The following is a 24,904-nucleotide window of genomic DNA, read 5'->3' as shown; positions in this document are numbered from 1 at the left end:
GATGTCGCAGATGCACCAGCAGACTGCCGGGGCCGCCGGTTCCACGTGCCCCGGCTGCGAAGAGCCGCTGGAGGCGGGTGACCTTTTCTGTGGCGCCTGCGGGTACGACCTGTCGGCGCAGCCGGTGGGCGCCGCCGACGCGGGCGACCATCCCACGATCGCCATCAACGGCGCGGGCCCCGCGGCGGCCCAGGCGTCGCCCGCACCTCAGGCGTCCCCCTCGCCCCAGGCGTCCGACGCCTCGTCCGCCGACTGGCCCGTCGCCCCGGACGTGGACAGCTCGGACATGCCGGTGCCGGCGCATCTGCCGACCGACCTGCCGGGCACGGACTCGGCGGGTGCGGAGCTCTCGGTGGACGCGCGGGTCGCCCGCGCCGAGGGCCCCGCCGAGCCGGACGAGTACCCCCTGCCGGCCCCGGGCGCTCGCCCCGAGCCCGCCGATCCCCGTACGGCGCTGCCGGAGCCGACACCGCCTGCCGGCACCAAGCTCTGCGTGGCCTGCCGCTCGGGCCGCGTCGACCCGGACGGCTACTGCGAGAACTGCGGGCACGCCCAGCCCCGCGAGCGCGACCACATGGAGCAGGAGCTCGACGCGGTGGCCGCGGTCAGCGACCGGGGTCTGCGCCACCACCGCAACGAGGACGCGTTCGCGATCTCCTCTGCCGCGCTGCCGGACGGTTCGCCCGCCGTCGTCGCGATCGTCTGCGACGGCGTCTCCTCGGCGACCCGCCCCGACGAGGCCTCCCTCGCCGCGTCACGCGCGGCCAACGAGTCGCTGCTCGACGCACTGCCGCGCGGCACGCATCCGCAGCAGGCCATGCACGACGCGATCCTCTCGGCGTCCGACGCGGTCAACGCCCTTGCGGCGGAGCCCACTCAGGCCAGGGAGCACTCCCCGCACCAGAACGCGCCCGCGTGCACGCTCGTCGGCTCGATCGTCGCCGGTGGCCTGCTCGTCGTCGGCTGGGTCGGCGACAGCCGTGCCTACTGGGTGCCCGACGACCGCAGTGGTCCGACGGTCCGGCTCACCGAGGACGACTCCTGGGCGGCCCAGATGGTGGCCGCGGGTCTGATGAACGAGGCGGAGGCGTACGCGGACGAGCGCGCGCACGCCATCACGGGCTGGCTCGGCGCCGACGCGTACGAACTGGAGCCGCACACCGCTTCCTTCAAGCCGGACCGTGCGGGTGTAGTGGTGGTGTGCACGGACGGACTGTGGAACTACGCGGAGGCGGTGGAGGAGATGGCACGCGCCGTACCCGCCGATTCCGCCGAACGGCCGCTGCACAGCGCCCAGGTCCTGGTCGGTCACGCACTGGACGGCGGGGGCCACGACAACGTAACAGTGGCCATTCTGCCGTTCCGTGTCATGCCGCAAGGGGCAGGATCGGCCTAGCGAAGGCCCCGGCAACGGGCCTCGGGGCACACGCACTTGTCACCCACCGGCTTGGGGAAGCGGGTGGGACGTCTAGGGGGAGCAGGGATCCATGGCCAACTTCTCGAAGTCGAACGTGCCGCAGTTCTCGGTCGACGTGTATCAGAACGAGTACCTCCCGGAGGGCGGCCGCGAGGTCAACGCGATCGCCACGGTGACCTCGACCGGCGGTGGCACGGTCGGGTCGGCGGTCAGCGCCCCGCACCTGTACTCGGCGGGGCAGACCCCGGACGCGGCCGTGGCGATCATGGTCGACTGCTCGGGGTCGATGGACTACCCGCCGACGAAGATGCGCGGTGCCCGGGACGCCACGTCCGCCGCGATCGACGCCGTACGTGACGGAGTCCACTTCGCGGTGATCGGCGGCACGCATGTCGCCAAGGAGGTCTACCCGGGGGACGGCCGTCTCGCGGTGGCGAGCTCGGCGACCCGGGGGCAGGCCAAGCAGGCGCTTCGCAAGCTCAGCGCGGGCGGCGGCACGGCGATCGGCACCTGGCTGCGCCTGGCCGACCGGCTGCTCGCATCGGCCGACGTATCGATCCGGCACGGAATCCTGCTGACCGACGGCCGCAATGAACACGAGTCACCCGGGGACCTGAAGGCCGCGCTCGACTCCTGCGCGGGCCGCTTCACCTGCGACGCCCGCGGCGTCGGCACGGACTGGGAGGTGAAGGAGGTCACGGGCATCGCCTCCGCGCTGCTCGGCACGGCCGACATCGTCGCCGACCCCTCGGGCCTGTCCGCCGACTTCACGCAGATGATGGAGGCGGCGATGGGCAAGGAGGTCGCCGACGTCAGTCTGCGACTGTGGACGCCGATGGGCGTGGAGATCAAGTTCGTCAAGCAAGTGGCGCCCACGGTCGAGGAGTTGACCGACCGCCGCACGGAGGCCGGACCGCGCGCCGGGGACTATCCCACCGGGTCCTGGGGCGACGAGTCCCGCGACTACCACATCTGTGTCGAGGTGCCGAACGCCGAGCTGGGACAGGAGATGCTCGCCGCCCGCGTCTCGCTGATCGTGCCGCAGCCGGACGGCAGCGCGCAGACGCTCTCGCAGGGCCTGGTGCGGGCTGTGTGGACGGACGACATGGCCGCGTCGACGTCGATCAATCCGCAGGTGGCGCACTACACGGGCCAGGCGGAACTGGCACAAGTGATCCAGCAGGGCCTCGATGCGCGCAAATCGGGAGATGTCGACGGAGCAACGGCCAAACTGGGCCGCGCCGTTCAGCTCGCGAGCGCCTCGGGGAACGAGGACACCGCGAAGCTGCTTTCGAAGGTGGTCGACGTGGTGGATGCCGTGGCAGGTACTGTTCGATTGAAGGCGAGGGTCGCCGAGGCCGACGAGATGACTCTCGAGACGCGGTCCACGAAGACCGTTCGCGTGAAGAAGTAGCAGCATCAGCTCTTAGCCATCAGCCCCACCAACAGCACGTACGGCCCTTGGGCCGGAGAAGGAGAGGGGGAAGCGCCGACATGCCGACCTGCCCGAACGGACACCAGTCGGGTTCCGACGACTGGTGCGAGGTCTGCGGTCACCGCATGGCCGGTGCCGTACCGCCGCCTCCCCCGCCGCCGCCCCCGGCCGCTCCCGGCTACGGCTATCCGCCGCCGGGCCCCGGCCAGGACGCCGGCTATCCGCCAGGACCCGGCCAGGACCCCGGCTTCCCGCAGCCCGGCCCCGGACGCCCGCATCTGGCCGCCGTGCCGGACCAGGGTGCCGAGGCCGAGCTGTGCCCGCAGTGCCGCACGCCCCGCGAGGCGATGGCGCCGTTCTGCGAGGAGTGCCGCTGGAACTTCCTGACGAACACGGCGACCTCGTACACCCCGGCCGCCCCGCACCCGCCGGTGAACCCGGCCCAGCAGTTCCAGCAGCAGGGCCCGCCGGCGCCGCCCGCGGGAACCCAGCCGGGCCAGGACCCCTTCGGGTACCAGGGCTCGCGGCCCTCGCAGATGAACCGCCCCGCCGAGCCGATCCCGCCGTTCGGCAACGGCAACGGCGGCGCTCCCGGTCAGGTCCCCCCGCCGTACAGCGGCGACCCCTCCGGCCAGCCCCCGCAGCCGTTCCAGCAGCAGGGTCCGCCCGCGCCGCCCGCGTTCCCGCAGGAGACCGGCACTCCGCCGCCTCCGCCGGGACCCGGTGCTCCCGGCCCGTCGTTCGGCGACGACTGGGTGCTCTCGCCGCCCTCGTCGGCGGCCCCCGGCCCCGGCGCTCCGGCCGCACCGCAGGCCCCGGAGCAGGGCGACTGGGGTCAGCAGCAGCCGGGCCACGGCCAGCAGGCTCCCCAGACGCAGGCGCCGCAGCCGCCGCAGGGTTTCCAGTCGGTCCCCGGGCCCGGTGTCGGCACCGTCTCCTGGACGGCGACGATCGGCCCCGACCGCGAGTACTTCATGGCGATGATGCACCGCAGCGGCCCCGAGGCATCGGGCCTGAACCTGCCCGCGTACTCGCCCGAGCAGCAGCGTCCGCTGGTCGGCAACCAGATCACGATCGGCCGCCGCCGCCACTCCACGGGCGACACCCCGGACATCGACCTGTCGGTGCCGCCGGAGGACCCGGGCGTTTCGCACCAGCACGCGGTCCTGGTCCAGCAGCCGGACGGCACCTGGGCGGTCGTCGACCAGAACTCGACCAACGGCACGACGGTCAACAACGGCGAGGAGCCCATCCAGCCGTTCGTCCCCGTGCAGCTCCAGGACGGCGACCAGGTGCATGTCGGCGCCTGGACGACGATCACGATCAGGCACGGCTGAGTCCCGGCTCGGGGCTTACGCGAGTGGCCAGGCGTACGGCCCTTCGGGGTCGTCGAGCCAGGCCCACTCGTGCGGCCCGCTGACGCTGACCCCGAACCGCTCGCGCACCGGCCGGTCCTCGCGCTTCCACAGGGCGAGGGCCTCGTAGGGGTCGAGAGTTCCCGCGGTCAGCTCGAGCAAGAAGCGGAACAGCTCGTTCTGCAGGGCCCTGCGGGGCAGCCCTCCCAGCGGCTGCTCCCGCGGGGCCCTTGTGCTGCCGCCCCGCAGCGGCACGAAGTACGCGGGAGTGTGCAGGAAGCGCCCCTCGGCGTGCTCGGCGTCCCGCACCGTCAGCATGATCAGGCCGGTGGCGAGGGGCGCGAGGATCCTGGCTCCGGGACGGCACTGGGCGAGCCAGGCGCGCGGCACCGAGGCCAGGGTGCAGGTCGCGATGATCCGGTCGTACGGGGCGTGCTCGGGGCAGCCCGCGGCGCCGTCGCCGGTGACCACGGCCGGGTGGTAGCCGGCGGCCGCCAGATGCCGCCGTGCGGACTCGGTGATCTCCGGGTCGAGGTCGACGGTGGTGATGTGCTCCTCGCCGAGCCGGTGGGCGAGCAGGGCGGCGTTGTAGCCGGTGCCGGCGCCGATCTCCAGGACGTCGCAGCCGTCCGGCGGCAGCTCCAGCTCCTCCAGCATCTTCGCCATCAGGGACGGCTGGCTGCTGGACGAGAGCAGCTCTCCGTCGCGTACGCGGGTGGCGAGCGGTGAGTCCGCGTACGCGCCGTCCAGCCAGCGCGCCCTGCGCACGGGGTCGGGGTCCTCGCCCCAGAGGCGTTCATAGCCGCCGCCCGTTGCCGCCACGTAGTAGTACGGCACGAACAGATGGCGCGGGACCTGCCGGAACGCCGTCAGCAGGGCCGGATCCCTCACGCAGGCACCGCTCGCCTCGATCTCGCGCACCAGGGCGGCCCTGGCCCGCGCGGCGAGCGGGGGCTCGGCGTCGGATCCCATACAGCCACTGTGCTGCCGTACGGCCCGCGATGCGAGCGGCAGGCCCCCCCTGTGCGGGGCCCTGTGCGGGGCCCTGTGCGGGGCAGGACCTAAGTCTTCCGTACTCGGCCGCCCCGTCTGAGAGCATGGACCATGTGAATGAGATCCCGCGCGGCACGCTTCAGGAGCAGACCTTCTACGAACAGGTCGGCGGCGAGGAGACCTTCAGGCGCCTGGTGCACCTCTTCTACCAGGGGGTTTCGGAGGACCCGCTGCTGCGGCCGATGTACCCGGAGGAGGATCTGGGCCCGGCCGAGGAGCGCCTCGCGCTGTTCCTGATGCAGTACTGGGGCGGCCCGCGCACCTACAGCGACAATCGCGGCCACCCCCGGCTGCGGATGCGGCACGCCCCGTTCACCGTCGACCGGGCCGCGCACGACGCCTGGCTGAAGCACATGCGGGCCGCCGTGGAGGAGCTGAAGCTCTCCGAGGAGCACGAGCGGACGCTGTGGAACTACCTGACGTACGCGGCGGCGTCCATGGTCAACTCCGAGGGCTGACGCCCCCCGCACCCCTTCCCCAAGTGTCTGCACTCTGAAAGTATCCCTGCAGACTTCGGGGGACGTACGGCGTACAGCGCGGGGCACGGGGGGCGGCGGGCGTGACGGGGTTCATATTTCTGCGCGTGCGCGCGCACCGGCTGCTGCTCGCCGCCGCGCTGCTCGCCGTGCTTCTCACCACGGCGGTCCTGGCCACCCTCACCGCGTTCTCCGGCTCGATCGGCGACGCGGCGCTGCGGCACAGTCTCCGCACCCGCTCCGCGGCGCAGGCCTCGCTCGCCGTGGGGGCCCAAGTGGCGCCCGGCGCACGCGAGTCGGCGGAACGGGCGGTGCGCGAGGGCGCGCGGCGCACCTTCGACGGGCTGCCGGTGGGTATTCGCTCGCTGGCCCGTTCGGGGCCGTACGCGCTGCCGGGCGCGCTGTCGGGCGCGCGGAAGGGGGCGCGGAAGGGCGGCGACCCCGATCTCACACACTTCGCGGCGCTCGACCGCTCCAGGATCCGTCTGACGAAGGGGAGTTGGCCCTCCTCGTACGACAAAGGCCCCATCGAGGTGGCGCTCCCCGAGGCGGCCGCCGCCCGGCTGAAGCTCGGCCCGGACTCCGCCCCGCTCCCCCTCACCGACCGGCTCACCGGGCCGAAGGTGACCGTCAAGGTGACCGGCGTGTACCGCCCCGCCGATCCCACGGACCCGTACTGGCAGTTGGACGAGCTGGGCGGCCGCGGGGTGCGCGAGAGCGTCTTCCTGACGTACGGGCCGCTGCTCGCCGATCCGAAGGACCTGGGGCACGTCTCGGCGGGCCGTACGCAGTGGCTGGCGACGGCCGACTTCGACGCGGTGACCACGGACCGGGTCGGCGCGCTGCGCTCGGCGGCGCAGGACGGTCCTGGCGCACTCGCCAAGTCGGCGTCCCTGGGCGGCAGTCCGAGCGCGAGCACGTCGCTGCCCGAGGTGCTCGACCGGGCCGAGCGGGCGCTTCTGGTGTCCCGTTCGACGCTCCTGATCGTCGCCCTTCAGCTGATCATGCTCGCCGGGTACGCGCTGCTGCTCGTGGCCCGGCTGCTCGGCACGGAACGCGGCGGTGAGACGGCGCTGCTCCTCGCGCGCGGCGGCTCGCGCGGCAAGGTCGCCCGGCTCGCGACGGTCGAGGCCCTGCTGCTCGCCCTGCCCGCCGCGCTGCTCGCGCCGCTGCTCGCGGGCCCGCTGACCGGGCTGCTCGCGGGCCACGGCGCACTGGCGAGGACGGGGGTGCGGCTCGACACGTCGACGGGGACATCGACGGGTACGGAGGTGTGGCTGATCGGCGTGGCCACGGCCCTGGGCTGTGCGCTCGCGGTGGTCGCGCCCGCCCTCTCCTCCGGCGTCGGGCCGCTGCGGGGCGGCCGGTCCGCCGCGCTGCCCGCCCCGCTGCGGGCGGGCGCCGACGTGGGGCTCCTGGTCATCGCGGCGGTGGCGTACTGGCAACTGGACAGCAGGACGTCCGGTGCGGGCGCGCTGAGCGGTGACGGGGCGGGCGGCCTCGGCATCGACCCGCTCCTTGTGGCCGCGCCCGCCCTCGCGCTCCTGGCCGGCACGGTCGTGACGCTGCGGCTGCTGCCGCCCGCCGCGCGACTTGCCGAGCGCAGGGCGGCGCGGGGGCGCGGCCTTCCGGGTGCGCTGGCCGGCTGGCAGCTGAGCCGCAGACCGCTGCGCGGCGCTGGACCCGTGCTGCTCCTGGTGCTCGCGGTGGCGCTCGGCCTCCTCGCGATCGGCCAGGGCGCCTCCTGGGACCGCTCGCAGGAGGACCAGGCGGACTTCCGGGCCGGTACGCAGCTCAGGGTGCTCGGCAGTCGCGTACCGGAGGAGCGGCAGGCCGAGGTGTACGGGTCGCTTCCGGGTGTCCGGGATGCCGCTCCCGCCGTGCGCTCCACGATGGACCTCGCCGACGACCGGCAGGCGACGGTGCTCGCCCTCGACGGTGCGCGGGCGCTGCCGGAGCTGCTGATCAGGGAGGACCGCGCCGACCGTGCGGCACTGAGCGACGCCCTGCGGTCCCGGCAGACGGGGGCGGTCGCCACCGAGCAGTTCCTGCGTTCCAGCGGGGCGGCCGTTGGCTCCCGGATCGATGTGCCGGTGACCGGCAGCTCGTTGCGCGTGACCATCGTCGAGGCGGTCCCGGAGCTGCCGACGACCGGCGCGCAGAAGGAGACGGCCGATACCGGGACCGACGGCGGCGCGCTCCTCCTCGACCTGCCGGGCGTGAACGCCGCGCTCCGGGCGAACGGCGGGCGGCCGCCGGCACCCACTGAGTGGTGGCTCACCACCCGCCCCGGAGCCTCCGCCGATGCGGCCGCCGCCCTGCGCGCCCGCCCCGACATCGACCCCGAACAGGTCCTGGTCCGCGACGAGATCGCCGCGGAGCTGCGCGACGACCCGCTGGGCGCGGGCCCGCAGTCGGCGCTGCTCGCCGTGGCGGTGGCGGCGGCCCTGCTCGCGGCGGTGGGCTTCGCGGTGAGCGCGGCGGGGTCGCTGCGCGAGCGCTCGGCGGAGTTCGCGGTCCTGCGCGCGCTGGGCGCACCACGCCGTCAACTGGCCCGCATGATCGCCGCGGAGCAGGGCTTCCTGCTCGCCGTCGCCCTGCTGGTCGGCGTGGCCATAGGCGCGTTCCTGACGCGGGCCGTGGTCCCTCTGATAGTCCTCACCGGAGACGCGGGCCGTCCCGTACCGCCGGTCCTGGTGGAACTGCCGCTCCCCCAGGCGGCCACGCTCCTCGCAGGCATCGCGGCCGTCCCCTTCGCGATCACCGCCGCCCTGTCCCTGAGCCGCGGCGACCCGACGGTGTCGCTGCGGCACGAGGGAGGGAACTGACGTGCGTCGTAAAGGCCTGCCCGCGCGCCCCGTGCCCCCCGTCGCCCCCTGGACCCGCACCCGGCTCCGCGCCGCCCCCGCGCCCGCCGTCGCGCTCGCCCTGCTGGTGTTCGCCACCGCGTTCCTCGCCGCCGTCTTTCCGCGCGCGGTCGACGCGTACGAGAGCGAAGGGGTACGGAGTGCGATCGCCGACGCCGGGGCCGCGCGGAGCGGCATCGAGCTCACCGCGCCCGCGCCCGGCCTCGAATGGGATCAGCCCGAGCGGAAGGATGCGATGCGGGACTCGGTCCTGCGCGGGCAGTACCGCAAGGTCGTGGCGGCCATGCCCCGGCCGATCCGGGTGGACGGCGGGCAGTCCACGTACGGCGTCAGAACCGTCAAGCCGCCCGCGGGACTTGACCGTACCCTGCCCCAACCGGACGAGATCCCACCGCAGTTCACGCTGGCCGCGCAGTCCGGTGTCGACGTCCACGCGCGTGTGCGTGACGGCAGGCTGCCGAAGGCGGACGTGACGGCGGACAGCCGCCGGGTCGAGGCCGCCGTGACCGCCCGGACCGCCCGCGTCATGAAGCTCGGGCCGGGCTCGACCGTCCGCATCGACTCCCTGACCGGCGAGCGCGTGACCGTACGGATCACCGGGATCATCGAGCCGCGGCACCCCGAGTCCGCCTACTGGTCCTACGATCCGGTGCTTCGCACCCCGTCCCTGATCGACGTGCCGGGCAACAACTCCCAGGAGCCGAAGAAGCGTTGGCACGCCGCCCTGCTCCTCGCGCCCGGCGCGGGCGCCTTCCTGCCCGCCGTCGACCAGGTCCCGCAGCAGTACTGGCGGGTCGCCCCGGACTTCACCGCCCTGACCGCCCGCGACCTGCCGGCCCTGAAGGCGCGCGTCGCCTCGCTCGAAGCGGGGCCGCTCCGCACCGAACTGCGCCGCTCCACCGGCCCGGACGCCCTGGTCTCCACCGAGCTCGACAAGGTCCTCACCGGGTACGACGGGCTGCGCGACGCCGTGTCGCCGATCGTCGCGGTGGCCGCGTACGGAGTCGGCGGGGTCGCCGCCGTCGTCCTCCTGATGACCTGCTCCCTGGCCGCCGTACGACGCCACGACGAGCTCGACCTGCTTCGCTCCCGCGGCGGCTCCGTACGCGGCGTCGCGGGGCGGCTGCTCGCCGAGACCTCGGTGGTCGCGGTGCCCGCCGCCGCGCTCGGGCTGCTGCTCGCGGTGCTCGTCGTGCCGGACGCGCGCGCCTTGCCTTCGGTGGCCGGGGCCGCCGGGGTGTGCGTGCTCGGCTGTGCCGCGCTGCCGGTGCGTGCGGCGTTCACGCACCGCAGGCCGCGGGCGCACGAGGGCCGCGTCGATCTCCTGACGGCCCGGCCGTCGCGCCGCCGCACGGTGGCTGAACTGGTGCTGCTCGTCCTGGCCGTGGGCGCGGTGGTGACGCTGCGGCGATCCGGTACCGACGGCGCATCGGGCGGCGGTCTGGTGAGCGCGGCACCGCTGCTGGTCGGCGGCATCGCCGCACTGCTTCTCGTACGGCTCTATCCGCTGCCCCTGCGCCTCTTCGCGCGCCCCCTTGCCCGCCGCCGCGGCGCGCTCGGCTTCCTGTCGATGGCGAGCGCGGGCCGCGCGTCCGCCACCCAGGCGCTGCCGCTGCTCGGCCTGTTGCTCGCCCTGACGACGGCGGCGTTCGGCGGCTCCGTCCTGACCGGGGTCGCCGACGCCCGCGACCGCACGGCGCTGCTCGAGGTCGGCGCGGACGTCCGCGTGGACCGCGGCGACGGCACGCTGCCCGCCTCCCTCGCCGCCGAGATACGCCGGACGCCGGGCATCGGCGATGTGACCTCCGTCCACATCGACTGGTATCTGCGGCTGCCGGACCAGTCGACCGCGCCCCTGGTCGCGGTCGACCCTGCGGCCTACTCCCGGCTGACCCGCTCGACGGGCCTCGGGCCGGTCGGCGAGGCCGAGTTGGCGGCGGGCGGCGACCCCCGCGCCGTACTTCCCGCCGTCGCGTCGCCCGAGGTCGCCCGGCGGCTCGGCAAGGGCCCGCACTCCTTCCGTACGCCCACCGGATCCTTCCGGGCGGCGGTCGGTGCCGTCCGGGACAGCACTCCGGCGCTCCCATCGGGCAGCGCGTTCCTGCTGATCGACCGGCGGCATCTCGAACGGCCGCCGAGCACCGCGCTCCTGGCGACCGGCGCCCCGGGGCAGCGGATCGACGCGGCGGCGCTCGCCAGGTCGGCGCGGGCCGCGGGCGACGGCCTCGAGGCGCACTTCCGCACCGCCGAACGGGCCGAACTCACCGACTCTCCCCTCCAGTCGGGCGCCGAGCGCATCTACACGGCGGCGGTCGCGGCGGGCGCCGGATACGCCGTACTCGCCGTACTGCTGTCCCTGCTGCACTCCGCGCCGCGGCGCGCGGCCCTCCTCGCCAGGCTGCGCACGATGGGCCTGAGCACGGGGCAGGGGCGCCGGCTACTGGTCCTGGAGTCCCTGCCGCAGGCGCTGCTCGCGGCGTGCGGCGGTGCGCTGGTGGGCCTGGCTGCGATCGGCCTCCTGGCGCCGGGCATCGACCTGGCCCGAGTCGCCCTCGCGGCAGGCGGCCCGCGTTCCGGCCTCGGCGAGGTGACACTGCAAGCCGATCCCTGGTCGCTGCTGCTGCCCGCCGCGAGCGTGGTGGTTCTGACGGCGGGCGTCGCCTTCGTACAGGCCTGGTGGACGTCGCGGCACACGACCGCCGCCGAACTGAGAACGGGAGACACCCGATGACGACCAACACATCCCCCGCGTCGCTCGCGGACCTGGAGGCGCGGGCCACCGCCCACCGCGACCGGCCCGCGTACGGCCATGACGCGCTGATCACCTGCGACCGCCTGGTCCGCGTCTTCTCCACGGACGGCGTCGAGGTGCAGGCGCTACAGGGGCTCGATCTCCTGGTCCGCGAGGGCGAGTTGATGGCCCTGGTAGGCGCTTCGGGCAGCGGAAAATCAACACTGATGAACATCCTCGCCGGACTCGACGAGCCGACCGCGGGCGCGGCGCGGGTCGCGGGCCGCGACCTCCTCACGATGGGCGCAAAGGAACGCCTCGGCTACCGCAGGGACGTGGTCGGCTTCGTATGGCAGCAGACGGGACGCAATCTGCTGCCGTACCTGACGGCGGCTCAGAACGTGGCGCTGCCGATGCAGTTGCGGGGCGGCGGTCGCTTCCGTCGAACCCAGAAATCTCAACGGGCCACGGAACTCCTGGAGTTGCTGGACGTGGCGGACTGCCGAGACCGGCACCCACGGCAGTTGTCCGGCGGCCAGCAGCAGCGCGTGGCAATCGCGGTGGCCCTCGCCAACAACCCCTCGGTCCTCCTCGCCGACGAACCCACCGGCGAACTGGACTCGCACACCGCGGAGCAGATATTCGCGGCCTTCCGCACGGCGAACGAACGCCTCGGCACCACGATCGTCATCGTCACCCACGACCAGGCGGTGGCCTCCGAGGTCCGCCGCACGGTCGCCATCCGGGACGGCCGCACATCGACGGAGGTCCTGCGCCGCACAGAGGTGGACGAGACCACGGGCCAGGAATCAGTGATCTCCCGCGAGTACGCGATGCTGGACCGCGCGGGCCGCCTACAGCTCCCGGCGGATTACACGCAGGCCTTGGGAATGCGGGACAGGGTGGCCCTTGAGCTGGAACGGGACCACATCGGGGTATGGCCGGACGACAACGAGACCTGAGCCGAACAGACCCGTCCGCGCCGCACGCGATCAGGCCGCCCGCGTTGTGCCCAGTACCGCCTACACAGGGGAGACGGAAAGCCCCCCAACACCCGCCCGCCGCACAGCAACAGACCCATAAGACGTACGCAACCGAAGCCAGGCCCCGCTGGACAGCAGGTCCAGTGACTCCCCCCGCAAAAAGCCCAAGGCTTGCGCCGCATGCGCAGCGCGCACGGGAAGCCCCGTATCCCCGATGGACCGGGACCAGATCTCCCGCCCCACCTGATCCAGCTCGGCCCGGACCCGCCGCTCCGCCGGCAACTCCTCCACCCGAGCCTTGAATTCGGCAACGGCAGCCGCCACGAGCCCCCGCACGGCATCCATCCCCGGAAGCCCCGCCTCCGGCTGCCAGCCGCCCCGCGGCGGAAGCACTCCGGCCCACGGCGGCCCCGTCACGGCCTGCGGCACGGCCGCCGAGCCCTCGGGATCCACGGACTCCAGAAGCTCACCCGCCGAGACGGTGACGTCCAGCGAGGTGTCGAGCCCGTACTCGTACGGCTTCGCAAGCCGCGCCGTACGAATCGCGAGCACCTCGAACGACGGCGGCCGCCCGAACACGGCGAGGGCATCCCCCGCCGCCTGCAGCCGCACCGCCGCGGCCTTGTCGTAGTGGATGAGCCGCGCCAGGAAGGCGGCGAGGTCCGCCGCCTCCCCGGCGTCGGCGAAGTGCAGCTGCGCCGTCATGCGACGAGCGCCTCCGCACCACCGGCGCTGTCGTCCATGTACCCCTCGAGCACCGCACGCTCCTCGGCGGTGATCCGCCGCGGCCGCTGCGCCTCCAGGTTGAACGGGACGACGATCGTCGACGCCCGCACATACACCTGCTCGGGGTCCTTGACCTCGTACGCGATGGTGAGCGAGGCAGCGCCTATCTTCGTCACCCACGACTCGATGGTGACCGGCGAGTGCCGGTGGACCAACGGCCGTACGTAGTCGATCTCATGACGGGCCACGACGGACCCGCCCGAGAACGACGGGCTGCCGTCCCCCGGTGCGAGCCGGAACATGAAGTCGATCCGCGCCTCTTCCAAGTACCGCACGAAGACAGCGTTGTTGACGTGCCCGAAGGCATCCATGTCCGACCACCGGAGGGGGCAACTGTAGATATGCCGACTCATGTCAGTCTCAGCCTCAGTCTCAGCCTCGGGTGAGCTTCTTATAGGTGGCACGGTGCGGACGCACGGCGTCGGCACCCAAGCGGTCGATCTTGTTCTTCTCGTACGACTCGAAGTTGCCCTCGAACCAGTACCACTTGGAGTCACCCTCGTAGGCCAGGATGTGCGTGGCCACTCGGTCCAGGAACCACCGGTCGTGGGAGATCACGACCGCGGCACCCGGGAAGTCCAGAAGCGCGTTCTCCAGCGACGACAGGGTCTCGACGTCCAGGTCGTTCGTCGGCTCGTCGAGGAGGAGCAGGTTGCCGCCCTCCTTGAGGGTCAGCGCCAGGTTGAGGCGGTTGCGCTCACCACCGGAGAGCACCCCGGCAGGCTTCTGCTGGTCCGGCCCCTTGAACCCGAACGCACTCACATACGCCCGCGAGGGCATCTCGACCTGCCCGACATTGATGTAGTCGAGCTCGTCGCTCACGACGGCCCAGAGCGTCTTCTTCGGGTCGATGTTGGCGCGGCCCTGGTCGACGTACGACACCTTGACCGTGTCGCCGACCTTGATACTGCCGGAGTCCGGCGTCTCCAGGCCCTGGATCATCTTGAACAGCGTGGTCTTGCCCGCACCGTTCGGACCGATGATGCCGACGATGCCGTTGCGCGGCAGCGAGAAGCTCAGATCATCGACGAGGACCTTGTCACCAAAGGCCTTCGACAGATTCTCGACCTCGACGACAATCGAGCCGAGCCGCGGCCCCGGCGGAATCTGGATCTCCTCGAAGTCCAGCTTCCGCATCTTGTCCGCCTCGGCGGCCATCTCCTCGTAGCGCGCCAGACGCGCCTTGGACTTGGCCTGACGCCCCTTGGCGTTGGACCGCACCCACTCAAGCTCTTCCTTGAGCCGCTTGGCGCGCTTCTCGTCCTTGCGGCCCTCGACCTTGAGACGCGCGGCCTTCTTCTCCAGGTACGTGGAGTAGTTGCCCTCGTAGGGGTGGGCGCGGCCGCGGTCGAGCTCGAGGATCCACTCGGCGACGTTGTCGAGGAAGTACCGGTCGTGGGTGACCGCGACGACGGCACCGGCGTACTTCGCGAGGTGCTGCTCCAGCCAGTTCACCGACTCGGCGTCGAGGTGGTTGGTGGGCTCGTCGAGGAGCAGCAGGTCGGGCGCCTCGATGAGCAGCTTGCAGAGCGCGACGCGGCGCTTCTCGCCACCGGAGAGGTTGGTGACGGGCCAGTCGCCGGGCGGGCAGCCGAGCGCGTCCATGGCCTGCTCGAGCTGGGCATCAAGATCCCACGCATTGGCGTGATCGAGATCCTCCTGAAGCTTGCCCATCTCTTCCATGAGCGCGTCGGAGTAGTCGGTCGCCATGAGCTCGGCGACCTCGTTGAAGCGCTTGAGCTTGCCCATGATCTCGGCGGCGCCGTCCTGGACGTTCTCCAGAACGGTCTTCGACTCGTCCAGGTGCGGCTCCTGCATGAGGATGCCGACGCTGTAACCGGGCGAGAGGAAGGCGTCACCGTTGGACGGCTGCTCAAGACCGGCCATGATCTTCAGCACCGTGGACTTACCGGCGCCGTTGGGGCCCACGACACCGATCTTCGCGCCAGGAAGGAAGCTCAAGGTGACGTCATCGAGGATCACCTTGTCGCCGTGCGCCTTGCGCGTCTTGCGCATGGTGTAGATGTACTCAGCCAAGAGAAACCGTCCGGCAATCAGTGAGTGGGCAGATACACCCCATCTTGCCTGACGGCTACCTACCGGGGGAAACCAGTACTGGGCGGGGGCCGTGACCTGGACGTTCCTGGCACCCGACGGTAAGTGAACTGTCACCGTCTGTCGTTGTCGGTCCGTCCAGTCCCGGCCCGCCCGTTCCCGTCACGCGGCGTCGATGGCTGCGGTGATCTTGTGGCTCATGTCGGTCATGGTGGGGCTGGGGCCGCCCTTGCGGGCCTGGGCTGCGGTTTCGAGGGCGATGGTGATGATGCCGCGGAAGTTGTCGGCCTGGACCGGGTCCTGCTTCTTGAGGAGGGTCGCGGCGGCCGTCAGCGCGGGCAGGACCGTGTCTGCGAGTTCGGCGACCGACTTGCCGCCGAGGTCGCCGATCTTGGAGTTCTCGGCGAGGACGTAGCCGACGGGGCCCGTCGCGGAGGCCAGGGCGATGGAGCCCTGGGTGGCGATCTTGTGGGGTGAGCCGGCGGCGTCGGCGGCGGCCAGCAGGGAGATGGCGCCGTAGGCGGCGGTGCGGAGGGCGAGCTTGTCCTGGTCGGTGAAGGTGACGGACATGGTGTGTGTGCTCCTTGGTGTGAGCGGCCCCTGCCGGGCTTTCCCGGCGGGTACTTGCCGTTCGTTGATGAGCAAGACTCTGCCGGGCGGTCCTGACACCACACCCACAGCGCACTGACAGCGCCTGACAGCGGAACCCGACCCCTGTCAGCCAGCGCAGAGGGCGCGCCGCAACCCTCGCGACGCGCCCCAACTACCGCGCGCCTACTGCTCGTCGGTCGGCGCCTGTGCCGGGTCCTTCTTCTTGCGCAGGAGGAACATCGCCGCGCCGCCAAGGACCACCATGACCACCGCTATCCCGGCGATCATCGGCGTCGCGCTGGAGCCGCCGGTCGCCGCGAGGTCGTCGCCACCGGTGCCGCCGCCCGCCGACGCCGGGCTCGGGTCGGGGAGGGGCTGGGTCTTGTTGCCGATCGTGCTGCCCTCGGTGCGGCAGTCGAGTACGCCCTTGAAGCGCTTCTCGAAGCCGTTCGGCCCCTTGATCGTGAAGTCGTAGGGCTGGTCCTCCTGCAACGGGATCGTCACCGTCCGCGACGTACCCGCCTCGATGGTGTGCTTGAAGCCCATCAGGCGGAAAGTGAAGGGCTGGTCGCCCTTGTTGCTCGCCGTGATGTCCACGCCGCTCTTGGCGCAGTTCTTCTCCGCCGACAGGGCGGGTATCGCGCCCTTCTTCGCCCAGGACGCGTTCGCCGTCGCGGAGACCGTGGACTCGCTGGAGCCCGCGAGGATCTGCGTCTGGCTCCTGGTCTCGGACGCGAAGGCCCGGCCGACCGGCACCGTCGTCGACGCCTGGACGGTGAGCGCCGCCGAGCCGTCCGGGGTGTCCTTGGGGACGTCGAAGAACAGCTGGCTGCCATTGGCGGCGGACGTGACGGGCTTGCCGTTCTTGCCGACGATCTTGACGCCGCTGACCGCGGAGTCGGCGGGCGGCGTGACAGACACGGCGTCCGCGTCGGTGCGCACGGTGACCGGGCCGAGCCGCTCCCCCGCGCGTCCGGAGACCGCGGGCGGGTCGAGCGTCAGGGACGCCTTGGGCTCCGCCGCGGCGCGGGCGCTCTTGTGGAGGTAGTCCGCGAGCTTCTCGGCCTGCGGGTCGACCGCGTCCACGTCGGCGCCGTCCGAGTAGCGCCAGATCGCCACCTGAGTGCCGGCCGCCGCTTCCTGCTCGGTGAGCGTGCGCGCGCCGGCCTTCTGCGCGAGCGCGGCCAGGTCGTTCACCTGCGGGTAGGAGTTCTGCAGGATCCAGCGGATCCGGCCCGCGTCCTTGTTGCCGTTCAGCGAAGTGCCGCTCCAGGGGGTCTCCTGGTACTTGGCGTCCTTCTGCGTCGGGTTGTGGATGTCGATGCAGTAGCTCTGCAGGGTGCCGCCGCCGTCCACCGACATCTCGAAGAGTCCGGCGGGGACCTGCTGGCTCGTGCCGCCGTCACGGATGACGGCCTGGTCGTACGTCTGGAGCCCGCCCAGCGTCGCGGTGGCGCCACCCTGGTGCTGCGGAACCTCGTCGGCCGCGGCCGCACCCGCGCCGGCTATCGCGCCCGCCGCCAGGAGGCCGGTCGCCAAGGTCAGCGCGGCGACGCGGGACGTGCCCCGTCTGCGCGAGGACGGCTCGGTGCACGCGGAGCCCGCAGAGAAAACAGAACGCGCAAAAGACACAGAATTCCCCTCCGGACGGGACCCGTTCACATCGAGGGGGGTGGTCCCGCCAGCAGATTGAAAGGGGCAGAATCACCTGCCACCTGCGTGGCATCCACTGCCAACTGCCCCGTGAGCTACGTCCGGCATCCTAGGTACGCGGCGGACCACGATCCCCAGTAGTGCCATTCGATAACCGATCCGACTCGGAATCGTTATCGCCAACACCCCTACTGGGCTGGGCTTATCGACAAATCAACGGCACCCATTCGCCGATAAGCCGCACATCGGTCGCCCCCGCGCTGACGGACCATCACCCCACCGGTTCGGGCTCCGCCTCGCGCGTCGACGCCGGATTCGTGAGCGCGGCGTTCGCCTTGAGCACGCGCCGGAACGCCGCCGTGCCGCGCGAGAGATCGTGGCCGACGGTCGTCGCGTCGATGTCCGCCGACGTCCAGTGCTGACCGCCCCGCTCCTCGTCGCGCACCTTCAACCGCCCCTGCACGATGACCGGTTCACCGATCGTCAGGGACGCCTGCACATTCGTCCCGAGCGCTCGGTTCGCCCACACCGTGAAGAAGTTGGTGTGCCCGTCGACCCAGACCTTCTGGACCCCGTCGTAGTACCGCGTGGTCACCGCGAGCCGGAACCGTGACACCGGCCCGGAGGCCAGCTCCCGGAACACGGGCGTCGTCGCGACGTTCCCCACCACCGTCACCAAGGTCTCGTTCATGATCCGAACCCCTCCCTCGTCCACTCCGCCCGCGCGGCTGCTCCGCCTGCGCGGCTGTGATCTCAGAGTGCACGCGTCGGGAGCAGCTCGCTGAGCCCTGTGGTCTACCCGCCAGTTGTGGATAACTCCCTCACCCCACGGCCGCCCCCATGACCCGCACGTACTGCTCCCGCACCTCCCGGTACCGCAGCAGCTCCGCCGCCACCGGATCGAGCACCCGCGCCCGCCCGCACCCGGCGGCCGCCTCCCGCAGTCTTCGTTCCGCGTCCAGGCCGTAGCGCCGCGCCGGTCCCCGCGCCGCCATCCGGCTCGCCCACTCCACGCCGGGGCCGCCCGCGATGCCGGCCAGCATCAGCAGCACCGGCACCCCCAGGTTCGGCGAGGCGACCCCGATGATCTGTGCCACCAGCCAGAGCCCGCCGAGGACTTGGAGCATCGTCATTGCCGCCTGCGCGAACACCGCGACCGGCCACCAGCCGGGCCGCGGCGGCCGCCCCCTCGGCACCCCGGCCTTCGCGGTCAGCTCGTCCAGCGCCTCCGGCAACCCCTCCGCCCCGCGCACGGCCGCCTCCCGCACGGCCTGCCCCCAGGGCGTGGGCAGCCCCGACGCCGCCTCGTCGGCCACCGTGCGCACGGCGTGCTCGACCCGTTGGCGGGCCGTGGCCTCCTCGTCCGGCGGGGGGTCCGGCACCGGCCAGCCGACGTACCGCGGCGAGCGATGCGCCTCGTACCAACGCCAGAGCCGCAGCCACGGCGTGCCGCACGCCTTGCCCGCGTTGCGCCGCCAGGCCCGTTCGGCCGCCTGCCCGGCGGCCGCCGCGCCCACCGCGTCCGCGAGCCGGTCGGTGAACTCGTCGCGCGCCTCTTCGCTGAGCCCGACGCGCCGCGCGCCCCGCCCTCCGGATGAACCGACGTACACCGGCCACAGCCGGTCGGCCGCGGCGTTCAGGTCGGCCTCGATCCGCCGGGCGGCGGCGGTCCGCTCCTGGGTGAACTGGCCGAGGGACTCGCGCAGTTCACCGATTCCTTCGCCGGTCAGGGCGGACAGCGCGAGCACGGTGGCGCCGGGTTCGCCGTGCTCGCCGAGTGCGATGCCGTCCTCGTCGAGCAGTCGCCGCAGATCGTCGAGCACCTGGTCGGCGGCGTCGCCGGGCAGCCGGTCCACCTGGTTGAGCACGACGAAGGTGACCTCGGCGTGGCCCGCCATGGGCCGCAGATAGCGCTCGTGCAGCATGGCGTCGGCGTACTTCTCGGGGTCGACGACCCAGATGACCGCGTCGACGAGTCCGAGGATCCGGTCCACGTGCTCGCGGTGCTCACCGACCGCCGAGTCGTGGTCCGGCAGGTCGATCAGGACGAGCCCCTGCAGCGTCTTCGTGTCGGGACCCTGGAGCGGGCGCCTGCGCAGCCGCCCCGGGATGCCGAGCCGGTCGAGGAGCGCCGCAGCACCGTCGGTCCAGCTGCAGCCGATGGGCGCCGCGGTGGTCGGCCTGCGCACCCCTGCCTCCGAGATCGTCACCCCGGCAAGGGCGTTGAACAGCGTCGACTTGCCGCTGCCGGTGGCTCCCGCGACGGCGACGACGGTGTGCCGGTCGGAGAGCCTGCGCCGGGCCACCGCCTCGTCGAGCACCCGGCCCGCCTCGGCGAGGGTGGCGCTGTCGAGGCGGGTGCGGGAGAGCCCGACGAGTTCCCGCAGGGCGTCGAGCCGGGCGCGCAAATGCCCGTCGTACGCGGTCGAGGTGCCGGGGGCAGCCTGAGCCGCGGACGAGCCGGTTCCGGACCCCGTGTCCGTAGGGACGTACCCCTCGGTGGAACTGTCCGCCCCCCGCTCGGGGCCGCGGCGGGCGATGAGCCCGTCGTCCCACACGCCTTCGGAGCCGCGTCCCGCGTCCCCGGAAGTCGTCCCGGAAGCCCCCGAAGTCTCCGAAGCCCCCGGAGTCCCCGAATCCTCCGGCCCCTTTTCGGAACGCCCATCGTGCTCGGTGTGATCCGTGACGGCAGTCACCGCGGTCACCTCTCCTTCTGCAGTACGGACAGCGCGGCGATCAGGTCGGCCTGGGGTTCGGGGTTCACGTCGAGGGCGTCGAGCGGGGCGAGGCGTCGCTCCCGTTCCGCGCCGAGGACGGTGTCGAGGTAGCTGGTGAGCAGGCGCCCGCCCCGGTCCCGCAGCCGGAGCGCGCCATGGGCGCCGATCCGCTCGGCGAGCGTCTCGCCCGCCGGACGGGCGCGGCGCCCGCCGAGCAGGGCGATGGCGAGCAGGGCGGCCACCGACTCGGGGTCGGGGACAAGGTTCTTCTCCAGCCTGTCGAGCCCGCGGACCTCTTCCTCGGCGTACTCCTCAAGGACGCGCCGCCAGCGCCGCACCGCCATGCCGATGCGGTCCTCCGCGCTCTCGGGGACACGGACGCGGTCCATGAGCCCGGGGGCGGCGGCGGCAGGCTCGCGCCGCCACGCGTCGTCGATCCGCTCGTCGGCGGCGGTCACCGCGCACAGCAGCAGCGTCTCCAGGCTCTCGCCGACGGCGTCGAGGAGCTCGCCGGCACCGCAGTCCAGGGGGTAGCTGCGCCACCGCTTCAGTGCGTCCCCGGCGAGCACGGCCCCGTCCTGCAACCGCCCCCGCACGCGTGCGTGCTCGCTCTCGTACGCCTCGTCGACGGCGGAGGTGAGCCGCAGGGCGGCCGCGTACTGCGCGGCAACGGCTCCGGCGAGCTCGGGCAGCCGTACGTCGAGGGACTGGATGACGCCGCGCGCGGTCCGTGCGATCGCCTGCACACGGGCCCTGGGCTCCTGCGACCGGTGGGTGAGCCAGGCGCGCAGGGACGCGACGGCGGTGACCGGAAGGAGCCCGCCGCCGCCGGTGGACTCGGGCAGCTCGGGCACGGTGAACAGCGGCAGGTCGCCCAGTCCCGCCTTGGTGAGCAGCGCCGCGTACCGGCGCGACACCTCGGTCACCAACTGGTGCGGCACCCGGTCGAGGACGGTGACGAGCGTCGCGTCATGCTCCTTGGCGGTACGCAGCAGATGCCAGGGCACTGCGTCGGCGTACCGGGCCGCGGTCGTCACCATGACCCAGACGTCGGCCGCGGAGATCAGCTCGGCGGCGAGGATGCGGTTCTCGGAGATGAGCGAGTCGACGTCGGGCGCGTCGAGGAGCGCGAGCCCCTTGGGCAGGGTCTCCACGGTCTCGATGCGCAGCGCGCGCTCGCCGTCCGCCCCGAGCGGCGCGAGGAGATCGTCGCCGTCACCGTCCGCCTCGTCCTCCCCGTCGGCTCCGTCGGCGGGTTCCGGCCGGGGCACCCACACGCGCGTGAGGTCGGGCAGTACGCGCATCCCCGCGAACCAGTGATGGTCCTCCGGATGGCATACGAGGACGGGCGTGCGGGTGGTCGGCCGCAGCACCCCGGCCCGGCTGACCTGCCGCCCGACCAGAGAGTTCAGGAGGGTCGATTTCCCCGCCCCGGTGGACCCCCCGATCACCGCGAGCAGCGGTGCTTCGGGGGCCCGCAACCGGGGCACCAAGTAGTCGTCGAGCTGCGCGAGTAGCTCGTCGCGGTTGGCACGCGCGCGTGGCGCCCCCGCGAGGGGGAGCGGAAAGCGTGCGGCGGCGACACGCTCGCGCAGGGCGGAGAGTGCGTCGAGCAGTTGAGGCCGTACGTCCAAGGTCACCACATGCGAAGAATGCCCAATTTTGGCAGCTTTCTGAAGCATATGGATGTCTCTGCGCGCCGATCGGACACACGGGACGGAAGGGGCGACTGGGGCGCAGGCATAACGAGTGCACAACACCCGGGGCGTGAGACGCCAAAAGCGATGCAGGATTCGTACCTGCCTGCGATTATCAGGACCGCTTCACCGAACCTCCACATAGTGCCGCGGAGGCGAAGCGCCAGGGACAAGGACCCCGGAGCCCTATCCTTGTCCCCGGCAAGGTCACGGCTCGTCCCACCCGGGCTCCAGGCCACCGGCCACCACCCGGCCCCCGTAGCTCAGTGGATAGAGCAGGCGCCTTCTAAGCGCTTGGCCGCAGGTTCGAGTCCTGCCGGGGGCGCACATACATCGTGGTTGCAGTTCGAGCCGACCGATGTCGGCTACCGCTCCTCGTCCAGCACTTGGGCAGCCGCACGTGGGTCCATGAGGTTGGACCACGCCTGTTCGGCCGGGAGCAAGTCCCGCTCGGGCAGGGCGTACTCCGGATACCAGCCCTCAGCCTCGCAACCGGGGACGTTGCGCAGGATCAGCACGGTCAGGTTCGGCGGTACGGAGCCGGTGATCCGGACGGCGAGGTAGGTCTCGTGGCCGTCGTCCGCACGCACCTGGAGGCCAAGGGTGAAGGTGTCGAACTCGCGTGTGTGCTCACGGCCGTCGCGCAGCGTGGCGTGCGCCAGGTCAAGCAGAGTTGCCCGCAGGCGGCGCACGAAGCGGACACCGGCCTCGGCGCGGTACCGGACGTGGTCCTCGCGTGCAGGCAGGAGGTGAGCGGTGTGCGTCGCGGTCTTCAGCCCGTCGGAATGTTCCGCGTTGTACCGAGCGCGGACGGCGCGGCCGTCGGCCTCCAGGGCTGCGTAGAAGTCATCGCCCGAGCCGTCTTCGCGCCGACCCGCCGCGACCAACCACGGCAGGTCGGCGTCCAGCCATACCGCGCCGCGCCATCGCTGCACCTTGACCTTGAACAGCACCTGGTCGTCCACGGACCGGATGCGTTCGTGCTTGCCGTCCTCGTCCGCGAACTGCTCGGACGCCTTGGCCAGCACCGGGTGGTCGATCTCGTCCAGCGGCACCGTGACCGGCGGCACCTCAAGGCACAAATCCTCGCGTAAGCAGCGCAGCGTCGGGCGGGCCGGGCGCAGCGGGCCGGGTCCGCTCATTCCTCGATTCCCCCGACCGCGTCGATCTCCTCCGCGGTCAGCCCGGTCAGCAGCATCACATCCGATTTCAGCGAGCCATCCAGCACACTGAGCGCCTCCACCATGCCGGACCGCAGATCCTCGCGGCGCTGCTCCAGATACACCCGGACCGCCTCGGCCACCAGGTCCTTCTTCGTCAGTCCCAGGAAATGAGCGCCCTGGCTGATCAATTTGTCCGTCGCCGGGTCCACCTTCAGCGGGGACTGGCGTACCGACTTCGCCGCCGTCGTCATCGTCAACACCTCCGTAGCCATAGTACCTAAATACCTCACGGCGTGGTTTTCCGGTGACACCGCAGTCGAACGCCCTGGCCCCGGCCGACGGCAGCCTTGGCCGCAGGTTCGAGTCCTGCCGGGGGCGCTTTTGCGCGAAGGCGCCCGGACAGTTCTCGATGCCGCCGCCGGGTCAGGCCTCGGTGCCCCCCCGGTCAGCCCACGAAGGACTCGGGGCCGAAGCGGCCCCAGGCCACGAACGCGGCCAGGGCCACATAGATCAGGTCCACCGCCACCAGCTTGTTCTCGTGGCGTCGGATGCGGACTGTCGCCGCCCCGATCATCAGCAGCACCAGGCCGAGGGCGGCCAGCGGCACCAGGATCGGGGCGATGTCGAGCACCGCGGGCAGGATCAGGCCGACTGCGGCCAGGACCTCTACGGCCCCGATGGCCTTGACGCCGCCGTCGCTGAAATCTTCGACCCACCTCGCGCTGGCCCCACTGGCGGCTATCTTCTCCTTCGGCGTGATCATCTTGAAGCCGCCGCCGAGCAGGTAGGCGACGGCGAGCAGTCCGGTAACGATCCACAGGGCGAGGTTCATGGCTTTGTCCTTGCAGGGTTGTCGGGCCAGTTGTTCGCTGTTGCTCCTCTAAGACAGGGCACCCCGGCAAGCTGTGACGACAGAGGGTGTGACGTGTATCTCGCCGAGGAGGGGTTGGGGGCCGTGCCGGGATCAACGGATGTGGTGGATGGGGCCGACGCGGGTGCGGGTGGCTATCGGGCGTTGATGTTCTCCATCGCCTACGGGATGACCGGGTCGGTGGGCGACGCCGAGGACATCGTGCAGGACGCCTTCCTCGGGCTGACCCGGGCGCACCAGGCAGGTACCTCGATCACCGCCCCGAAGGCGTACTTGACCACCGCGGTGACGCGGCTCGGGATCAACTACCTGAGTTCGGCGCGGGTGCGGCGCGAGACCTACGTGGGGAACTGGCTGCCCGAGCCTGTCGTCGTGACCGCCGAGCAGCCCGGGCCTGCCGAGCACGCCGAGCTCGCCGACTCGTTGTCGATGGCGTTTCTCGTGCTTCTTGAGACCCTCTCCCCCGTGGAGCGCGCGGTGTTCATGCTGCGCGAGGTGTTCGGGTACGGCTATCCGGACGTCGCGCGGAGTACCGGCAAGTCCGAGGCGAACTGCCGGCAGATCTTCGCCCGGGCCAGGCGGCGCATCGCCGCCGGGGAGCAGGACGTCGACAGCGCGCCGTCCCCGGCGCGGCGGGCGGAGGGTGAGGAGCTCGCCCGTAGGTTCTTCGCGGCCGCCGAGGGCGGTGACCTGGACGCGCTGCTCGGCATGCTCGCGCCCGAGGTGGTGTTCCACGGGGACGGCGGCGGCAAGGCGCGGGCGACCAGGAACCCGGTGACCGAGCCGCGGCGCGTCGGACAGCTGTTCGTCGGCGGGGTCCGCCGGGTCAGGAAGCTCGGCGCCGCCCTCCGGCCGGCCCGGGTCAACGGGCGACCGGGCGCGGTGACGTACGACGCCGAAGGGCTCGTCGCCGGTGTGGTCGAACTCGATATCTCCGACGGTGTGGTCCGGGCGATCCACTCCGTGTCGAACCCCGACAAGATCGGCCATCTCGGGCCGGTGTCCAGGATCGGGCGACTGCCGGTGGAATCCCCCCTCCCCACGGACTGAGCGT

20 protein-coding genes and 1 tRNA gene are annotated in these 24,904 nt (G+C 72.1%); 9 read left to right on the top strand and 12 right to left on the bottom strand.

The genetic code is table 11. The features are described from left to right. Position 1 precedes the first annotated feature (1 nt). The 3 genes from AB0O76_RS02195 (at position 2) to AB0O76_RS02185 (ending at position 4,189) form a co-directional block, all read left to right on the top strand. Complete coding sequence (locus tag AB0O76_RS02195) at positions 2-1,396, top strand: PP2C family serine/threonine-protein phosphatase (RefSeq protein ID WP_365484165.1); 1,395 nt, start codon at positions 2-4, stop codon at positions 1,394-1,396. 91 nt (positions 1,397-1,487) lie between these two features. Then, the gene (locus tag AB0O76_RS02190) at positions 1,488-2,831 is read left to right on the top strand and encodes a VWA domain-containing protein (protein WP_365484162.1); all 1,344 of its coding nucleotides are present in this window, start codon (positions 1,488-1,490) and stop codon (positions 2,829-2,831) included. Between the two features lie 80 nt (positions 2,832-2,911). Continuing rightward, positions 2,912-4,189, top strand: coding sequence for an FHA domain-containing protein (locus AB0O76_RS02185; protein WP_365484159.1), 1,278 nt, complete (start codon positions 2,912-2,914; stop codon positions 4,187-4,189). 15 nt (positions 4,190-4,204) lie between these two features. Here the strand turns inward: AB0O76_RS02185 and AB0O76_RS02180 are convergent, their stop codons facing one another. Continuing rightward, entirely contained in the window at positions 4,205-5,179 is a 975-nt protein-coding gene (locus AB0O76_RS02180; protein WP_365484156.1) for a methyltransferase domain-containing protein, read from the bottom strand. A gap of 125 nt (positions 5,180-5,304) precedes the next feature. Here AB0O76_RS02180 and AB0O76_RS02175 point away from each other — a divergent pair, with 125 nt between their 5' ends. The 4 genes from AB0O76_RS02175 to AB0O76_RS02160 all read left to right on the top strand — a co-directional run bounded on the left by AB0O76_RS02175 (position 5,305) and on the right by AB0O76_RS02160 (position 12,296). After that, positions 5,305-5,718: a globin gene (locus AB0O76_RS02175; RefSeq protein WP_266866860.1), complete on the top strand. Its 414-nt coding sequence runs from the start codon at positions 5,305-5,307 to the stop codon at positions 5,716-5,718. A 101-nt stretch (positions 5,719-5,819) separates the two neighbouring features. Next, positions 5,820-8,564: an ABC transporter permease gene (locus AB0O76_RS02170; protein ID WP_365484153.1), complete on the top strand. Its 2,745-nt coding sequence runs from the start codon at positions 5,820-5,822 to the stop codon at positions 8,562-8,564. A gap of 1 nt (position 8,565) precedes the next feature. Continuing rightward, positions 8,566-11,334 (top strand): FtsX-like permease family protein, encoded by a 2,769-nt coding sequence (locus tag AB0O76_RS02165; RefSeq protein WP_365484150.1) that lies wholly within the window; start codon positions 8,566-8,568, stop codon positions 11,332-11,334. Further along, positions 11,331-12,296 carry an ABC transporter ATP-binding protein gene (locus AB0O76_RS02160; RefSeq protein ID WP_365484147.1) on the top strand — a complete coding sequence of 322 codons (966 nt, stop codon included), beginning with the start codon at positions 11,331-11,333 and terminating at the stop codon, positions 12,294-12,296. The genes AB0O76_RS02165 and AB0O76_RS02160 overlap by 4 nt, the downstream gene beginning before the upstream one ends. Positions 12,297-12,356: 60 nt before the next feature. On the opposite strand, the gene AB0O76_RS02155 is transcribed toward AB0O76_RS02160, so the two are convergent. The 8 genes from AB0O76_RS02155 to AB0O76_RS02120 form a co-directional block, all read right to left on the bottom strand. Then, on the bottom strand, positions 12,357-13,022 hold the full coding sequence (locus AB0O76_RS02155) for a hypothetical protein (protein ID WP_365484144.1): 666 nt from the start codon (positions 13,020-13,022) through the stop codon (positions 12,357-12,359). Further along, positions 13,019-13,456 (bottom strand): thioesterase family protein, encoded by a 438-nt coding sequence (locus AB0O76_RS02150; RefSeq protein ID WP_365484141.1) that lies wholly within the window; start codon positions 13,454-13,456, stop codon positions 13,019-13,021. The genes AB0O76_RS02155 and AB0O76_RS02150 overlap by 4 nt, the downstream gene beginning before the upstream one ends. A 19-nt stretch (positions 13,457-13,475) precedes the next feature. Then, on the bottom strand, positions 13,476-15,140 hold the full coding sequence (ettA, locus tag AB0O76_RS02145; RefSeq protein ID WP_365484138.1) for an energy-dependent translational throttle protein EttA: 1,665 nt from the start codon (positions 15,138-15,140) through the stop codon (positions 13,476-13,478). A gap of 180 nt (positions 15,141-15,320) precedes the next feature. Next, positions 15,321-15,728, bottom strand: coding sequence for a hypothetical protein (locus AB0O76_RS02140; RefSeq protein ID WP_365484135.1), 408 nt, complete (start codon positions 15,726-15,728; stop codon positions 15,321-15,323). Positions 15,729-15,932: 204 nt separating this feature from the next. Further along, positions 15,933-17,294 (bottom strand): Cys-Gln thioester bond-forming surface protein, encoded by a 1,362-nt coding sequence (locus AB0O76_RS02135; protein ID WP_365484432.1) that lies wholly within the window; start codon positions 17,292-17,294, stop codon positions 15,933-15,935. A 379-nt stretch (positions 17,295-17,673) separates the two neighbouring features. Next, positions 17,674-18,093, bottom strand: a complete 420-nt coding sequence (locus tag AB0O76_RS02130) for a single-stranded DNA-binding protein (protein ID WP_365484133.1) — start codon at positions 18,091-18,093, stop codon at positions 17,674-17,676. Between the two features lie 130 nt (positions 18,094-18,223). Next, a complete protein-coding gene (locus AB0O76_RS02125) occupies positions 18,224-20,098 on the bottom strand; it encodes a YfjP family GTPase (RefSeq protein ID WP_365484429.1) in 1,875 nt (624 codons plus the stop codon). Between the two features lie 5 nt (positions 20,099-20,103). Next, complete coding sequence (locus tag AB0O76_RS02120) at positions 20,104-21,762, bottom strand: dynamin family protein (RefSeq protein WP_365484130.1); 1,659 nt, start codon at positions 21,760-21,762, stop codon at positions 20,104-20,106. A gap of 306 nt (positions 21,763-22,068) precedes the next feature. On the opposite strand from AB0O76_RS02120, the gene AB0O76_RS02115 reads away from it, so the two are divergent. After that, positions 22,069-22,141: transfer RNA gene (locus AB0O76_RS02115), tRNA-Arg, on the top strand. A 40-nt stretch (positions 22,142-22,181) separates the two neighbouring features. On the opposite strand, the gene AB0O76_RS02110 is transcribed toward AB0O76_RS02115, so the two are convergent. The 3 genes from AB0O76_RS02110 to AB0O76_RS02100 form a co-directional block, all read right to left on the bottom strand. After that, a complete protein-coding gene (locus AB0O76_RS02110; RefSeq protein ID WP_365484127.1) occupies positions 22,182-22,958 on the bottom strand; it encodes a hypothetical protein in 777 nt (258 codons plus the stop codon). Next, positions 22,955-23,230 carry a hypothetical protein gene (locus AB0O76_RS02105; RefSeq protein ID WP_062648491.1) on the bottom strand — a complete coding sequence of 92 codons (276 nt, stop codon included), beginning with the start codon at positions 23,228-23,230 and terminating at the stop codon, positions 22,955-22,957. The genes AB0O76_RS02110 and AB0O76_RS02105 overlap by 4 nt, the downstream gene beginning before the upstream one ends. A 194-nt stretch (positions 23,231-23,424) precedes the next feature. Beyond that, positions 23,425-23,811, bottom strand: a complete 387-nt coding sequence (locus tag AB0O76_RS02100; protein ID WP_365484124.1) for a DoxX family protein — start codon at positions 23,809-23,811, stop codon at positions 23,425-23,427. 123 nt (positions 23,812-23,934) lie between these two features. Here AB0O76_RS02100 and sigJ point away from each other — a divergent pair, with 123 nt between their 5' ends. Then, complete coding sequence (gene sigJ, locus AB0O76_RS02095; protein ID WP_365484121.1) at positions 23,935-24,900, top strand: RNA polymerase sigma factor SigJ; 966 nt, start codon at positions 23,935-23,937, stop codon at positions 24,898-24,900. Positions 24,901-24,904 lie beyond the last annotated feature (4 nt).

Source organism: Streptomyces sp. NPDC086554 (assembly GCF_040686095.1).
GTDB lineage: Bacteria > Actinomycetota > Actinomycetes > Streptomycetales > Streptomycetaceae > Streptomyces.
This window is presented reverse-complemented; position numbering and strand designations above follow the sequence as displayed.

Coding starts and splice junctions, on each gene's coding strand:
- AB0O76_RS02195 (WP_365484165.1), top strand. CDS start 2: ATGTCGCAGATGCACCAGCAGACTGCCGGGGCCGCCGGTTCCACGTGC.
- AB0O76_RS02190 (WP_365484162.1), top strand. CDS start 1,488: ATGGCCAACTTCTCGAAGTCGAACGTGCCGCAGTTCTCGGTCGACGTG.
- AB0O76_RS02185 (WP_365484159.1), top strand. CDS start 2,912: ATGCCGACCTGCCCGAACGGACACCAGTCGGGTTCCGACGACTGGTGC.
- AB0O76_RS02180 (WP_365484156.1), bottom strand. CDS start 5,179: ATGGGATCCGACGCCGAGCCCCCGCTCGCCGCGCGGGCCAGGGCCGCC.
- AB0O76_RS02175 (WP_266866860.1), top strand. CDS start 5,305: ATGGACCATGTGAATGAGATCCCGCGCGGCACGCTTCAGGAGCAGACC.
- AB0O76_RS02160 (WP_365484147.1), top strand. CDS start 11,331: ATGACGACCAACACATCCCCCGCGTCGCTCGCGGACCTGGAGGCGCGG.
- AB0O76_RS02155 (WP_365484144.1), bottom strand. CDS start 13,022: ATGACGGCGCAGCTGCACTTCGCCGACGCCGGGGAGGCGGCGGACCTC.
- AB0O76_RS02150 (WP_365484141.1), bottom strand. CDS start 13,456: ATGAGTCGGCATATCTACAGTTGCCCCCTCCGGTGGTCGGACATGGAT.
- AB0O76_RS02140 (WP_365484135.1), bottom strand. CDS start 15,728: ATGTCCGTCACCTTCACCGACCAGGACAAGCTCGCCCTCCGCACCGCC.
- AB0O76_RS02130 (WP_365484133.1), bottom strand. CDS start 18,093: ATGAACGAGACCTTGGTGACGGTGGTGGGGAACGTCGCGACGACGCCC.
- AB0O76_RS02110 (WP_365484127.1), bottom strand. CDS start 22,958: ATGAGCGGACCCGGCCCGCTGCGCCCGGCCCGCCCGACGCTGCGCTGC.
- AB0O76_RS02105 (WP_062648491.1), bottom strand. CDS start 23,230: ATGACGACGGCGGCGAAGTCGGTACGCCAGTCCCCGCTGAAGGTGGAC.
- AB0O76_RS02100 (WP_365484124.1), bottom strand. CDS start 23,811: ATGAACCTCGCCCTGTGGATCGTTACCGGACTGCTCGCCGTCGCCTAC.